This is a genomic window from Bradyrhizobium sp. SZCCHNRI20481 (assembly GCF_032485055.1).
Taxonomy (GTDB): Bacteria; Pseudomonadota; Alphaproteobacteria; order Rhizobiales; family Xanthobacteraceae; genus Bradyrhizobium.
In genome coordinates this window covers 242,922-257,018 of record NZ_JAUEUE010000010.1, presented here as the reverse complement: position 1 = coordinate 257,018, position 14,097 = coordinate 242,922, and the positions used below count along the sequence as shown (strand labels likewise).

Sequence of the window (14,097 nt, the reverse complement as noted above, 5' to 3'; positions counted from 1 at the left end):
TTCGAACTGCTCATCCGGCCGCATTTTTCAGCGGCCGGACGTGCCCTTGCGAATTTTCTATGCAGCTTTTATGCCGCCTTGCTGGTCATCGCCGGCATCGGCAGACCTTCCTCGATCGGCAGCGACGGGTCGCGCGACCACTCGTTCCACGAGCCGAAATACATCCGCACATCCTTCACGCCGGCGTTCTTCAGAGCGAGGAAGGTGTTCGACGCACGCGCGCCCTTGAAGCAGTAGAGATAGACCGGCGTGTCCGGGGTGATGCCGACGGTGGCGCATTCGGCGAGGATCTCGTCCTTCGACTTGAAGCGCGGACCTTCGGCGGTCGGCTTCATCATGCGGTACCATTCGAGCCAGACGGCGCCGGGGATGCGGCCCTTGCGCGGGCAGAAATCCTTGCCGTAGGGCGAGGAGGAATCGCCGATCCACTCGTCGACATCGCGGACATCGAGAATGGCGATGGCGGGATTGCCGACCGCCGCCAGCATGGCCTTGGCGTCGATCAGGATGCTGCCCGCCTCCGGCACGATCGCGAACGAGGCCTTGGCCGGCGACGGCGCATCGGTGGTCACGGCCATGCCTGCGGCAACCCAGGCATCGTAGCCGCCATGCAGCACCTTGATCTTGGGATAGCCCAGCATCGTCAGCAGGAAGTAGCCGCGGCAGGACTGGCCGAAGCCGGAGTTCATCGACTGCTCGTAGACGACGGCGGTCTCGGCACCCGACAGGCCGGCGGCGCCGAACGCGTCGGCGAATTTCGTCTTCAGCTCCTCGATGCCTTCCGGCGTCGACGTCGCGAGATAGGTGAAGATCTCATGGACGTTGACCGCGCCGGGAAGATGTCCCGCGCCATAGGCATCCGGATTGCGGGTGTCGATGACGACACACGGTTCTTTCTTGATGAAATCAGCGAGTTCGCCGGCAGTAATCAGAACGTCCGTCATGGCAGGCCTCTCCTGGTCTAAACTTTGTTGGTTTGCCGTTCTCGCCGGCGTCAGCCGTCGGCGAGCATCTTGCGGAGCTGCTTGGTCGCGGGGGTGACGATCGCGACGAAATAGGCCTCGCGCAGGCGACGTTCGGCGCGATTGCCCTTGATGTAGCCGCGCGCTCCGCAATGGAGCATCGCGGCGTGAGCCGCAGCCACGCTGGCCTCCCCGGCCCGGAGGCGCAGCGCGACGACCTTGCGCCAGGTGGTCTCGTCCGTGTTGAACGGATCGCTGGCGAGGATCATGGTCTCCCGTGCGAGCTCATCGGCGAGCGCGCTGAAGTCGACCGGCTGCTGCGGCAGATAGCGGTTGACGTGGCCGAGCGGCGCCTCGACCTCCTGCATGATCTTGATGCAGTCCCTGATCAGGCCGAGCGCCATGCCGGCCTGCAGAAGAATGAAGCCGGCGCGGATCTTCTTCACGAAGGGGCCAGCGGGATCTGCCAGAATCAGTTCGTCCGGCACGAACAGGTCGCGGAGCTGGATGCCGTAGGTGCCGGTGCCGTCCATTGCGAGGAACTGCTGGCACGGCTGCAGCGTCACCGCCGGGTCCGAACAGTCGACGATGAACATCACGATCTCGCCGGGCGCATCCTCGCGCTCGAAGATCGTGCCGAACATGTGGTCCGGCCCGAGGTTCGAGACCCAGGGCAGCACGCCGCGCACGACGTAGCCGCCCTCCACTTTCCGGCCCTTCAGCTTGAGCTTCTCGATGCCGAAGAAGCTCTTCATCGGGTTGGAAAGGCCGGTGCCGCCGAGCAGCCTGCCGCTCGCGGCATCGTCGAGCAGACGCTTCTTGAGCGCCTTGTTGTCCGAATTGGCGATGTACCAGACCAGCGTGTTCTGGCACCACGCCATGAAGGCCGAGGCGCCGCAGACCTCGCCGATCGCGCCGATGGCATCGATCGCACAGTTGAGATCCGCCGCGCCATTGTCCGGCACGTGGCTGCTCCACGCGCCGACCTCGCCGAAGCGGCGGAGAACGTCAGCCGGATACACCGTTCCGGCGTCGATTCCGCTGGCCAGCGGCGCAAGCTCGTTGCGCGCGATCGCCGCGACCTGCTCCACGGTCGACGGCACGGGCATCACGCCCGCACTGTCGATCGCCAGATGCTGTCCGAGTGAACCCATGACGTCCTCCGCTCCATATGGCCTCGAGCCAGGCTCAGACACCGACCTCGAGATTGACGGGACGCGTGAAGGTGTTGGCGACGGGCGACCACTTCTTCACGTGGTCGACCAGGGCCTGGACCTCCTCCTTGGAAATGCCTTCGCACTCCATGTCGACCTTGACGCGCACGTCGGTGAAGCCGACCGGCTTCTCGCTGACGTCGCCGGTGCCCCAGACAGCGGTGATGTTGAGGTCGCCCTCGAGCTCCAGCTCGAGCTTGTTGACGGTCCAGCCGCGATGCACGGCATTGGCGTGCAAACCCACCGCAAGGCAGGAGCCGAGCGCGGCCAGCGAGGCCTCCGACGGATTGGGCGCGGTGTCGTCACCGAGCAGGCCCGGCGGCTCGTCGACGATGTAGGGCGCGAGGTTGCGGATGTAGTTGGCGTGGCGGAACTTGCCTTCCGCCACGGTCTTGCACTTCAGGGTCTTGATGACCTTGGGGTTGGCCTTGCCGTTGACGATGAGCTGTTCGAGCCCGTTCTTGTCGATGGGTGCGAGGCAGCCCGTCAGCGCCGTCTTCTGAACCACAGCGGTCATCTCATTTCTCTCCCTGGGATGAGGATACCGAACGGTCTGTATCCTGCACGAAGCGTGCCAGAGAGGCCGAAAATCAAAAGCCGGAATGATCCTCGCGGCTTATGCGATCAGGGCGGCGAGCAGCGCCCCGCCACGACCCAGCCGCTGCCCAAGTGCGATGCAGAATGCCGCCTTCAGCGATCAAATTGAGCGCAACGCTGCCTCGACCGCATCAGCAGCCTTGCTGACTCACGCGCACAGCGATTAAGCTCGTACACATGGGCAAGTCAGCTGCGGGCAAACAAACCGGCAAGAAGCAGGCGATCGCAAGGACGATCGCGGCCAGCGATGACGAATCCGCGCGCGGCCGTCTGCTCGGCGCCGCCACGCGGCTGTTCTGCAAGAACGGCATCAATGCCACCGGCATCGATGCGATCATCAGTGAGGCGGGCACCGCGAAGACCACGCTCTACAAGCTGTTCGGATCAAAGACCGCGCTCGTCACAGCCGTGCTCGAAAGCGAAGGCAAGCAGTGGCGTGAATGGTTCATCGCGGAAATGGAGAGCGGCGGCGGTGACGCCGAGACCAAGCTGGCACGCATCTTTCCGGCGCTGAAGAGCTGGTTCGGCGAGGAGCGCTTCTACGGCTGTCCCTTCATCAATGCAGTCGGCGAGCACGACAAGGACCAGAAGCAGTTTCGCACCATTGCAATGCGCCACAAGAAAGTGGTGCTGGCGCATATCGAGAAGCTCGCCCGTGAGATGGGCGCTGCCGAGCCGGAGAGCTTCTCGCATCAGCTCGCACTGCTGATCGACGGCGCGATCGTGGCGGCGATGGTGTCACGCAATCCCGAGGTCGCGGACACGGCCGGGCTGGCCGCGAAGGCGCTGATCGAGCCGGCGAAGCACAAGACGGGAAAGCGCCTCGGCAAGCCGGACACGCAGCTCGCCGCTGTGTGAAGCGGCCTGCTCGCCCTGAGTCCCACCCACCGTCATTCCGGGGCAAGGCCGCAGGCCTTGAACCTGGAAGCTCTATCTTGTCTTGCGTCCATTCCTCACAATCTCGAGATTCCGGATTCAATCGCCAACGCGCAAGCGCGTTGGCGATTGCCCCGGAATGACGGCGGAATGGACGGGGAGGACGGAGTTGTCAACTCGTGACGCCGCGGAGCGCCCCGTGCAAAGCCATCAATCGAACTAGCGGAAGTAGTCTGTCACAAGCTTCACGTCGGCCTGATCCGCGACTGCGCCGTTCAGGCTCGAATCGATCACGCGGCGGCAGGCGGCGACCGCAGCCTCGTCGCCGAGCTCGTTGGCCGCTTCGAGCACATGCCAGGCCGCATCGACTGCCGCGCCGTCCGCAGGCGCCTCGCGATGGCCGAGCCGTTGCTCTCCGCGAAGAGGAAATCCCATGCCGCTCATCCGCGATCACCTCCGTCCGTCGCTGCAGGTTCAATACGCCGCGGCGCGCGGCGCGGACGCCTTGCCGCCTTTGCCTGGATTCTTGCGGGACTGATAGAATTCGAGCACGCTGCGCGACGTCTGCGACTGGAGCTTGGCATAGTCGCGCTCCAGCTCCTGCAGCTCGCCGGCCGTGATGCGATGTTCGCGGGCGCCGAGAAAGGCGAGCGCCATCATCGTATCCCAGGTAAAGCCAAGCGCCTTGGCGAGCATCAGCAGCATCTCACGGTTACGGTCGAACAAGGCGCGCTCGACCACGTCGACCGGCAGTCCCGACAGCAGCGCGAGGCCGATCGTCACCTCCTCGACCTTGTGTGCCGTCGCATAGCTGGCAATGGTGCTCTCGTGCAGATTGCCGAGGCGGTGCTGGATCGTCACGGTGCGCTTGGCGACGAAGTAGTTGCGCGAGCCGGGGCCGAACTTCGACTGCAGGTCGCCGGCGATGTTGGCGACCGAGCTACTGATCTCGCCAAGCAGCTCCGGCCGCTCCCCGGCCAGCCGCTTGCCGACATCGTCCGAGGCCTTGGCGATCAGTTGCTGGAACAGGTGGCGCGGGATGTCGAGCCGCCGGCCGAGATGCTCGGCGAGGATCGAGTCGTTCTCTGCTCGCTGGACCATGTGCAGGAAACCGGCACCGGAGAACTGGGCGCCCTGATTGCGCGCCACCGCCGTGGCGACGTCGCGGTTGCCGCGCGTGGCCAGCACGTCGGTCACCGCCGGGCTGAGCGTTCGGCGTTCGGCGATCGCGAGCAGATGGTCCTGGCTCTTGGTGCTGGCGTTCTCGACCAGCGTGGCGTCATCGAGCCGCTCGGACTCGCGCAGCACTGGACCGGCGACCCAGATCTCATCGTCGAAGGCCAGCTTGCGGATGACGCTGGCCGGCGAATATTCGATCCTGGCGAGGCGATCCGCAAGCTTGGCGCGCGCTTCGATCTCGATCTCGTCGGCGAGCCGGCCGATCACCTCGCCGAAGGTGGCGATCTCCTCCTCGCAGTAGCGCCCCGCGATCAGCAGGTCGGTCGCATGCCACAGCGCGCGTTCGCGGCTGTCGGCGGTCCCCCGCGCAATCGCATCCTCGAGGTCCCGCAACACCGATCTGGTTTCGTTCATGATGAAAGGCCGCACAGTTGCAACGATGAAAGGGCAATGCGCAGATCATAGCGTTCGAACCCGAGCGTTCCGTAACCCGCGCCGTGCGGATTTGACCGGGCATTTTCACTCAAATGCGCGCGTGGGCGTTAAGCATGCGGTCGGGGATCCGGTCGCGGCGCGATCGCCGCGCCGATCCGTTCTTGCCGCGCGAGCGACGCAGGACGCCTACGGCATGACGCGGAGCGCGCGCGCCTCAGCCTCGGCGACCGAGCGTTCGCGCGATGTCCACGGGCACTCGGCGAGAGCGCGGTCGATCAATTGCATGGCATCACGCTCACGACTCTGGTCGAGCATCAGCTCGCCGGCGAAGAAGCTCGCCTCGCAACGCCGTGCCCTGCGCGTGGCGGGAGCACCACGGTCGGCCGCCGCAAGCACAGCCTCTGTCGTCTCCTGCCCGAGGAAGAGACGGACGATCGGGGCCGGCCATTTGCCCATGTCGAGCCGCTTCGCGTGGTCGGCGAGCTCGCTCGGCAGGCCGGCGCGGCGGCGGGCCAGATCCAGCCACAGGGCCGCATCGGCATTGTGGGGATCGATCTCGCTGAGCCATCTGAAATCGTCGTGCGACTGCTCCAGAAGACCCGCCTGGAAGCTTGCGATCCCCAGCGCGCGATAGGCTTGCGCCCGGTAGCCGTTGCGCCCGAACGCCCGCCCGAAACCCGACCCCGGCTGCGGCTCGCTCTCGCGCAGATCAGGAGCGGCGCGATCGAATGCGGCAAGAAGACCGGCCGAGGACTGCTCGATGACGATCTTGTAGTCGTCGATCGCATGCTCGACGTCTCCCTTGCGGAAATAGGCTCCGGCGCGCGCGAAACGGGCCTCGATCACCAGCGGCGTCGCCGGCTTGCCGTGCTCGATCACCATGGTGCAACCGGCAATGCGCTCTTCGGCGCCGAGATCGGCCGCGGTCGTGCACCGCTTCGCGCCGGCTGCGTGGGCACTTGCCGACAAGCCGAAGATCGAACCGATGATCAACGCACAACACAGAAACGAGCGCCATCGTCGCGTAGTCATGAATGCCCCCTTGGTCTTGCTCTTTGTGCTGCGATCTAACCAAAACCGATCGGGCAAACCACAATCTGGAATTGCGATCGCAAATCATCCTTCAGCCGGTGTAAACGGGATCGCAGACTCGGCCTGCCCTGGATGTTTGGATCAACTGCTACGGCGGTGTGAGCCACGCGACGGCGCAATCGGCGATTGCGCTCACGCGTGGCAGGCGGCGCCGTGCAGCCGGCAATGCGACCGTCAGCTACTTCGCTTCGGCGATGAGCGCCTGCAGCCGCACCAGCTCGGCCTCGAGATTCCCTTCGACATCCGCCGCCTTCACTTCGGTGACGCGGTAGTCGCGGCTTTCCAGCCACGCCCGTCGCGCGCTGCGGTCGGCGACGACGCCCTCGCTCTCGCCGGGGCCCACCAGCTCAATGGCGAGGCGGTGGATGAAAGAGACGAAGTCGGGGATGTGGCGGCCGACCGGGGTCTGGCGCTTGAACTGGCCGGCGAAGCGGCGGTCGCGCGACAGCGCGTGCCACAGCGCGCGCTCGGCGTCGGTCGGGTTGCGGCGGAGCAGCCGCGCCAGCCCGCGCAGCGAGCCGCGCGAATCCGGCAGGTTCGCCACCGTGCCCTGCTCGGCGATCAGGGCGCGCAGACGCGTGGCCTGCTCGCTGTCGAGCACGCCGCCCTTGGCCGGCCCCTTGCGCCCCTCGGCGATCGCCATGACCACGCCGTGCAGGGTGTGGATGTCCTGCCGCGACGGCTCCATGCGGAAGAAGATGTTGCGCAGGTTGACCAGCATGGTCTCGCGCTTCTCGGCCGGCCGCAGGAATTCGACCCGGTCGAGCTCGCGCACCAGGTTCTCGAAGAACGCTTCCATCTGATCCTGGGAGGCGCGCTCGGAGCGCTCTGGCATCGCGAACGGCAGCGAGCCTGACGTGACCAGCTTGAACCATTCATAGCCCATCAGCAGCACCGCCTGGGCGAGGTTCAGCGAGGCAAAGCCTGGATTGACCGGATAGGTGACGATGCGGTTGGCGCGGGCGACCTCCTCGTTGGTCAGGCCCGCGCGCTCGCGGCCGAACAGGATGCCAGCCCGGCCGCCAGCGGCGATCTGGCCCTGCATCTCGCGGGCGGCCGCCTCCGGTCCCATCACCGGCTTGGCCTGGTCGTGGGCGCGGGCGGTGGTCGCGAAGACGAGGTCGAGGTCGGCGATCGCCTCCGGCAGGGTGTCGAACAGCCGGACATGATCGATGATGTGGTCGGCCCCGGCGGCAGCCCGCTGGGCGGCGATGTTCGGCCAGCCGTCGCGCGGATTGACCAGGCGCAGCTCGGACAGCGCGAAATTGCCCATGGCGCGCGCGGCCATGCCGATGTTCTCGCCGAGCTGCGGCTCGACCAGGATCACCACCGGGCCTGCAATCTCCAATCCCACCTTGGTCTTGTCGGTGCCCGACACGCTCAATCCTCGCCCTCTGAATCCGGTTGAAGCGCCCGCGGCGCGCCCTGCCCGCTCCGTTGACCTGACCGGGGAGAATTCTCAAGCAAAATAATCGGCTTAGCCAAGAATTTTAGGGTTTGCTCGAACCTGCAGGCCGGCCGGTAGCCGCCGTTGCCCACCGCATGAGCGGGCTGCGAAAATCAGCACCGGGCGCATACCGGCTGCGCTTCCGCCCGCGGTGCAGCAGTGCTATGACGCGCTTGATTTCACAAGCGCTTTCCACTCCTGGCGCGCTGTTCCCAAGAGGCCCCATCGATCATGGCAAAAATCAAGGTGACCAACCCGGTCGTCGAGCTCGACGGCGACGAGATGACCCGGATCATCTGGCAGTACATCAAGGACAAGCTGATCAACCCCTTCCTTGATATCGACCTGATGTATTTCGACCTGGGGATGGAGAGCCGCGACAAGACCAACGACCAGATCACGATCGATGCCGCCAACGCGATCAAGAAGGTCGGCGTCGGCGTCAAGTGCGCCACCATCACCCCGGACGAGGCGCGCGTGAAGGAGTTCGGCCTCAAGGAGATGTGGAAGTCGCCGAACGGCACCATCCGCAACATCCTGGGCGGCGTCGTGTTCCGCGAGCCGATCATCTGCAAGAACGTGCCGCGCCTGGTCCCCGGCTGGACCAAGCCGATCATCATCGGCCGCCACGCCTATGGCGACCAGTACCGCGCCACCGACTTCAAGTTCCCCGGCAAGGGCGTGCTGACGATGAAGTTCGTCGGCGACGACGGCACCGTGATCGAGAAGGAGGTCTTCAGGGCGCCGGGCGCCGGCGTCGCGATGGAGATGTACAACCTCGACGAGTCGATCTACGATTTCGCTCGCGCCTCGCTCAACATGGGCCTCGCCAAGAACTATTCGGTCTACCTGTCGACCAAGAACACCATCCTGAAGGTCTATGACGGCCGCTTCAAGGACATCTTCCAGGAGGTGTACGACAAGGAGTTCAAGGACAAGTTCGAGGCCAAGAAGATCACCTATGAGCACCGCCTGATCGACGACATGGTCGCCGCGGCGCTGAAGTGGTCGGGCGGCTATGTCTGGGCCTGCAAGAACTATGACGGCGACGTGCAGTCCGACACCGTGGCCCAGGGTTACGGCTCGCTCGGCCTGATGACCTCGGTGCTGATGACCCCGGATGGCCAGACCGTCGAGGCCGAGGCCGCCCACGGCACGGTGACCCGCCATTTCCGCGAGCACCAGAAGGGCAAGGAGACCTCGACCAACTCGATCGCCTCGATCTTCGCCTGGACCCGCGGCCTGTCGCACCGCGCCAAGCTCGACAACAATGCCGAACTGGCGAAGTTCGCCGCCACCCTGGAGAAGGTCTGCGTCGACACCGTCGAGTCCGGCTACATGACCAAGGACCTCGCGCTCCTGGTCGGCGCCGACCAGCGCTGGCTGTCGACCACCGGATTCCTCGACAAGATCGCGGAAAACCTCACCAAGGCGATGGCGGCGTAAGTTTCCCCACTTTCGCCTTCTGGTTTCGTCACCTATCAACGGGCCGCGCCACAAGCGCGGCCCGTTTCTGTTTCACTCCTGCCGTCGAGGAACCTGATCATGCGCTTGACCTCATCGCTCGCCCTGCTGTTGCTCGGGGCCCAGATCGGCTCCTCCCACGCCGCAGAGACCACGATTCCCGATGCGCTGGTCGCCGCCGGCGAAAAGGCCGTGCTGACGCTGCATGCCGAGGGCGCGCAGGTCTACGACTGCAAGACCGACAAGGACGGCAAGCTCGCCTGGACCTTCCGTGAGCCGATTGCCACCCTGTTCGCGGACGGCAAGACCGTCGGCCGGCACTATGCCGGGCCGAGCTGGGAGCACCAGGACGGCTCGATCGTCGGCGGCCGGGTGCAAGGCACCGCCATCGGCGCCACCGACAACGACATCCCCTGGCTGAAGCTCGCCGTCATTTCTCACCGCGGCGCTCAGGGCGTGCTCTCCGACGTCACCACGGTGCAGCGGATCAACACCGCCGGCGGCAAGCTGGAAGGCACCTGCGACACCGGCGGGCAATTCCGCAGCGTCGCCTATTCCGCAGATTACGTGTTCCTGCGGAAGGAGTGAGGCTCGTTACGCCTCGCGATAATCCAGCAGGATCAGCCCGACCAGCACGAAGGCCACCGGCCAGACCCAGGCGGCGGCGCGGCTGATGCGGCCGTCCAGGCGCAGCTCGAGCCAGCGCGCCCAGCCGGCGGTGATGCCGCACAGCGCTAAGGGCGTGTGGCTCATCTCGATCAGGAGCTGATCCTTGATGTTGGCGATGGCGTGCGAATGGGTCAGCAGCAGCGCGCCGCCGGCGGCGACCGTCAGCGGAAACACCAGCGCCGCCCGGCCCGCCGCCTGCCCGCGCAGCCGCACCCGCCATTCGAACAGGCCGAACAGAATGATCAGCACCACGAACAGCCGGTGCTGCGCCACTTCGGGATCGCGCAACGAGGCGAAGAAGCCGATCGGGCCGAGCGGCCAGGCCATCTCGTCGGCGCGCAGGAACAGGAACGCCGCCATCCCCAGGAACAACAGCGGCCAGTGCCGGGCCCAGCGGCCCCAGGAGAAGCGCTCGATCAGCGCGAGCACGCCGATCAGCACGACGAAGATGCCCGCCCAATGGTGGTTGTATTCCGACCAGGCGATGTCGGCGGCGCTGCGCGGCAGGATCACGCCCTCGCCGGGGACATAGGCCTGCGGCGCGGTCACGCGCTGCGCGTCGGCGGCATCGATCCTGGCCTGCAGCTGCGAGATCGTGAGCTGGTCGACCGAGGGGCTCGTCAGCCGCGGCCATTGCGGCGCGGCGCGCGCGACGATCTCCTGCCAGCTCAGCCGGTCCTGGCTGAGATCGATGCCCGGCGGCAGCGAGGTCAGCGAGCCCGCGGTGAGCAGCACCGTCAGCCCGATGCCGAGCTCGACCTCGACGAAGCGCCTTATGCGCGAGAGCGGTGCGATGGGATCACGACGGCGCAGCCGCTCCACGGCGAAGAAGTTGGCCGCCCCGAGCGCGAGCAGCATCAGCAGCATCGCGACCTTGGCCGAGGTCATCACGCCGTAAGCGGTGCCGTAGATCGCCGCGAACGCGCCGAGATAGGCGATCGCCATCACGGTGCCGCCGATCACGATGGCTGCCACCGAGACCATCGACATCAGCGAGTAGCGCCGCCCGATCAGGCGCTGATCGTCATCCGCCTTGCAGCCGTTCAGCGCCATCAGGAAATACGGCAGGCCGCCGATCCAGACGCCGGCGCCGAGCATGTGCAGGAAGTCGGCGGCAAGCAGCGGCCAGCGCACCTCAAGCCGGCTCGCCGCGTGCGTCAGGTTGAGCTGCAGCAGCAGCGCTGAGACGGTCAGCACAGTCAGCGCCACGACGCGCCAGGCGGCCCAACCGCCGGTCCGGGCGAGCACCGCGATGCCGAGCGCGCAGGCGGCAACGGCCATGTCGGAGCGGGCGAAATCCGCGCTCGCCGCCGCGCCGAGCGACAGGTCGAGCGTCCCGATCAGCGCGCCCATGTTGACTGCGAGCGAAGCCAGCACGACCGCGAACCAGCCGAATGCGCTTCGGCGCAGGAAACGCTGGCCGCGCTTGCCGACCACGATCGCGTCAGCGGACAGCCTTTGCTGTAGCGGGCGCAGCAGCAACAGCAGAAATGCCAAGCCGCCGATGGTGAAGGACTGTGCCAGCAGGGTCAGGCCGCGCAGCACCACCGAGAGATAGCCGAAGATGTCGAGCAACAGCGACACGGCTAGCGCACGTTGAAAGGAATGTCGCCACGGGTGATGTGGCCATCGACGCTGAGCACCTGCCATTGCAGATGCCAGGCGCCGGGGCTGAGCGCCTTGGCCTCGGCGTCGATCTCGTCGGCCGGCGCATCGGCTGCCGGAGTAAGCGCCTGCTCGGCTCCGTCGGGCGCGCGCAGCTTCAGCCGCGAGCGGGCGTGATCGATGCGGCTGTTGAAGCGCAGCCGGATCAGTGTCGGCTGCGTCTCGATGGTCCCGCCCGCCGCGGGCTGCGACGAGACGATGATGGCATGGGCCGAGGCGGCGCCGGGAACGCCCAGAAGCAGCGCGGCAAGGGTCGGCAGGTGGCGGAAGCGGATGACGGACGGCATGGGACGCGCGGGCGGCGGAAGCTGCGGCAGGGACGTTCGGGGACAAGACCGGGACGAACAAAACTCGACCGTTCTAATCTAAGCGACCTTCCTGTTCCCGACGTAGCCACAAACGCGTGACCGGGGCCGGCCGGAACCTGCGGGAGCGGCACGAGGCCCCGGCCCTGCCCGGAGGGCATCCCGGAACAGCGAAATTTAGGGTCGAATCATCAAGCCCTTCGCTGTATGCCTCGCCGCATCATTGCCGTCCGTCGGTTGTCGGGACCCTTTCCGCCCCACGGACCAACATTGCCTGATCCCGAGGAACGCCTGAGGAAACCGCCATGCCCGCCTATCGCTCCCGTACCTCCACCCATGGCCGCAACATGGCCGGCGCCCGCGGCCTGTGGCGCGCCACCGGCATGACCAACGAGGATTTCGGCAAGCCGATCATCGCGGTCGTCAACTCCTTCACCCAGTTCGTGCCCGGCCATGTGCATCTGAAGGATCTCGGCCAGCTGGTCGCGCGGGAGATCGAGAAGGCCGGCGGCGTCGCCAAGGAGTTCGACACCATCGCCGTCGACGACGGCATCGCGATGGGCCATGACGGCATGCTCTACAGCCTGCCCTCGCGCGAGCTGATCGCCGACAGCGTCGAGTACATGGTCAACGCGCATTGCGCCGACGCCATGGTGTGCATCTCCAACTGCGACAAGATCACCCCTGGCATGCTGATGGCCGCGATGCGGCTCAACATCCCGGCCGTGTTCGTCTCGGGCGGCCCGATGGAGGCCGGCAAGGTCAACATCGCGGGCAAGCTGCGCAAGGTCGATCTGATCGACGCCATGGTGACCGCCGCCGACGACAAGGTGTCGGACGCGGATGTCGAGGTGATGGAGCGCTCGGCCTGCCCGACCTGCGGCTCCTGCTCCGGCATGTTCACGGCGAACTCGATGAACTGCCTGACCGAGGCGCTCGGCCTGTCCCTGCCCGGCAACGGCTCGGTGCTGGCGACCCATGCCGACCGCAAGGGCCTGTTCGTCGAGGCCGGCCATCTCGTCGTCGACCTCGCCCGCCGCTATTACGAGCAGGACGACGCGTCCGTGCTCCCGCGCAACATCGCCAACTTCAAGGCGTTCGAGAACGCGATGAGCCTGGACATCGCGATGGGCGGCTCGACCAACACCGTGCTGCATCTGCTCGCGGCCGCGCATGAGGGGGAAATCCCCTTCACCATGACGGATATCGATCGCCTCTCGCGCAAGGTCCCTTGCCTGTGCAAGGTCGCGCCCGCTGTGGCCGACGTGCACATGGAGGACGTGCATCGCGCCGGCGGCGTGATGGGCATCCTCGGCGAGCTCGCCCGCGCCGGCCTGCTGCACACGGAATTGCCGAGCGTGCATTCGACTTCGCTGGCGGCTGCGCTGGAGCGTTGGGACATCCGCCGGACCGCGAGCGAGAGCGTGAAGAACTTCTATCAAGCCGCGCCCGGCGGCGTGCCGACGCAGGTCGCCTTCAGCCAGGACCGCCGCTACGAGGAGCTCGATCTCGACCGCGAGAAAGGCTGCATCCGCGACATCGAGCACGCCTATTCCAAGGACGGCGGCTTGGCCGTGCTGACCGGCAACATCGCGCGCGACGGCTGCATCGTGAAGACCGCGGGCGTCGATGCCTCGATCCTGAAGTTCTCCGGCCCTGCGCGCGTCATGGAGAGCCAGGACGCCGCGGTCGAAGCCATCCTGACCAACAAGATCAAGGCAGGCGACGTCGTCGTCATCATCTATGAGGGCCCGCGCGGCGGCCCTGGCATGCAGGAGATGCTGTATCCGACCAGCTATCTGAAGTCGAAGGGCCTCGGCAAAGCTTGTGCGCTGATCACCGACGGCCGCTTCTCCGGCGGCACCTCGGGGCTCTCGATCGGCCACGTCTCGCCGGAAGCTGCCGAGGGCGGCCTGATCGGCCTCGTCCAGGACGGCGACCGCATCGAGATCGACATCCCCAACCGCACCATCCATCTCGCAGTGTCGGATGAGGAGCTCGCCAACCGGCGCGCAGCGATGGCGGCGAAGGGCGATCAAGCCTGGAAGCCGAAGACGCGCGCCCGCAAGGTCTCGACCGCGCTGAAAGCCTATGCGGCGTTCGCGTCGAGCGCCGCCAAGGGCGCGGTGCGCATCGTCAAGGAGTAAGACCGATCTGTTCGGTCGGCAGCACCGGTCCTTTCCGACCGGTTG

The 14,097-nt window shown here is 66.2% G+C and carries 13 protein-coding genes; 4 read left to right on the top strand and 9 right to left on the bottom strand.

The window, feature by feature from the left end; genetic code table 11:
- Positions 1 to 68 precede the first annotated feature (68 nt).
- From QX132_RS18340 to QX132_RS18330, 3 genes are read right to left on the bottom strand one after another with little or no spacing between them, the layout of a single operon-like run.
- Complete coding sequence (locus tag QX132_RS18340; RefSeq protein WP_316162252.1) at positions 69 to 944, bottom strand: sulfurtransferase; 876 nt, start codon at positions 942 to 944, stop codon at positions 69 to 71.
- A gap of 50 nt (positions 945 to 994) precedes the next feature.
- The gene (locus QX132_RS18335; RefSeq protein WP_315811611.1) at positions 995 to 2,116 is read right to left on the bottom strand and encodes an acyl-CoA dehydrogenase family protein; all 1,122 of its coding nucleotides are present in this window, start codon (positions 2,114 to 2,116) and stop codon (positions 995 to 997) included.
- Positions 2,117 to 2,150: 34 nt separating this feature from the next.
- A complete protein-coding gene (locus QX132_RS18330; RefSeq protein ID WP_315737343.1) occupies positions 2,151 to 2,693 on the bottom strand; it encodes an OsmC family protein in 543 nt (180 codons plus the stop codon).
- Positions 2,694 to 2,950: 257 nt separating this feature from the next.
- Here QX132_RS18330 and QX132_RS18325 point away from each other — a divergent pair, with 257 nt between their 5' ends.
- Positions 2,951 to 3,631, top strand: a complete 681-nt coding sequence (locus QX132_RS18325; protein WP_315737342.1) for a TetR/AcrR family transcriptional regulator — start codon at positions 2,951 to 2,953, stop codon at positions 3,629 to 3,631.
- 237 nt (positions 3,632 to 3,868) lie between these two features.
- Here the strand turns inward: QX132_RS18325 and QX132_RS18320 are convergent, their stop codons facing one another.
- The 4 genes from QX132_RS18320 to QX132_RS18305 form a co-directional block, all read right to left on the bottom strand.
- Positions 3,869 to 4,084, bottom strand: a complete 216-nt coding sequence (locus tag QX132_RS18320; protein WP_315737341.1) for a hypothetical protein — start codon at positions 4,082 to 4,084, stop codon at positions 3,869 to 3,871.
- A gap of 39 nt (positions 4,085 to 4,123) precedes the next feature.
- A complete protein-coding gene (locus QX132_RS18315) occupies positions 4,124 to 5,242 on the bottom strand; it encodes a DUF2336 domain-containing protein (RefSeq protein WP_315737340.1) in 1,119 nt (372 codons plus the stop codon).
- A gap of 207 nt (positions 5,243 to 5,449) precedes the next feature.
- Positions 5,450 to 6,232 (bottom strand): hypothetical protein, encoded by a 783-nt coding sequence (locus QX132_RS18310; RefSeq protein WP_315737339.1) that lies wholly within the window; start codon positions 6,230 to 6,232, stop codon positions 5,450 to 5,452.
- 301 nt (positions 6,233 to 6,533) lie between these two features.
- Positions 6,534 to 7,733: a TrmJ/YjtD family RNA methyltransferase gene (locus QX132_RS18305; protein WP_315737338.1), complete on the bottom strand. Its 1,200-nt coding sequence runs from the start codon at positions 7,731 to 7,733 to the stop codon at positions 6,534 to 6,536.
- A gap of 300 nt (positions 7,734 to 8,033) precedes the next feature.
- Here QX132_RS18305 and QX132_RS18300 point away from each other — a divergent pair, with 300 nt between their 5' ends.
- Both QX132_RS18300 and QX132_RS18295 read left to right on the top strand, forming a co-directional pair.
- A complete protein-coding gene (locus tag QX132_RS18300) occupies positions 8,034 to 9,248 on the top strand; it encodes an NADP-dependent isocitrate dehydrogenase (protein ID WP_315759047.1) in 1,215 nt (404 codons plus the stop codon).
- 99 nt (positions 9,249 to 9,347) lie between these two features.
- Positions 9,348 to 9,854 carry a DUF3455 domain-containing protein gene (locus tag QX132_RS18295; RefSeq protein ID WP_316162248.1) on the top strand — a complete coding sequence of 169 codons (507 nt, stop codon included), beginning with the start codon at positions 9,348 to 9,350 and terminating at the stop codon, positions 9,852 to 9,854.
- A 6-nt stretch (positions 9,855 to 9,860) separates the two neighbouring features.
- Here QX132_RS18295 and QX132_RS18290 read toward each other — a convergent pair whose 3' ends face one another.
- Positions 9,861 to 11,519 (bottom strand): copper resistance D family protein, encoded by a 1,659-nt coding sequence (locus QX132_RS18290; protein ID WP_316162246.1) that lies wholly within the window; start codon positions 11,517 to 11,519, stop codon positions 9,861 to 9,863.
- A 2-nt stretch (positions 11,520 to 11,521) separates the two neighbouring features.
- Positions 11,522 to 11,887 (bottom strand): copper resistance protein CopC, encoded by a 366-nt coding sequence (locus tag QX132_RS18285; protein WP_315737334.1) that lies wholly within the window; start codon positions 11,885 to 11,887, stop codon positions 11,522 to 11,524.
- Positions 11,888 to 12,210: 323 nt separating this feature from the next.
- Between QX132_RS18285 and ilvD the strand changes: the two genes are divergently transcribed.
- Positions 12,211 to 14,052, top strand: coding sequence for a dihydroxy-acid dehydratase (gene ilvD, locus QX132_RS18280; RefSeq protein WP_315737333.1), 1,842 nt, complete (start codon positions 12,211 to 12,213; stop codon positions 14,050 to 14,052).
- Positions 14,053 to 14,097 lie beyond the last annotated feature (45 nt).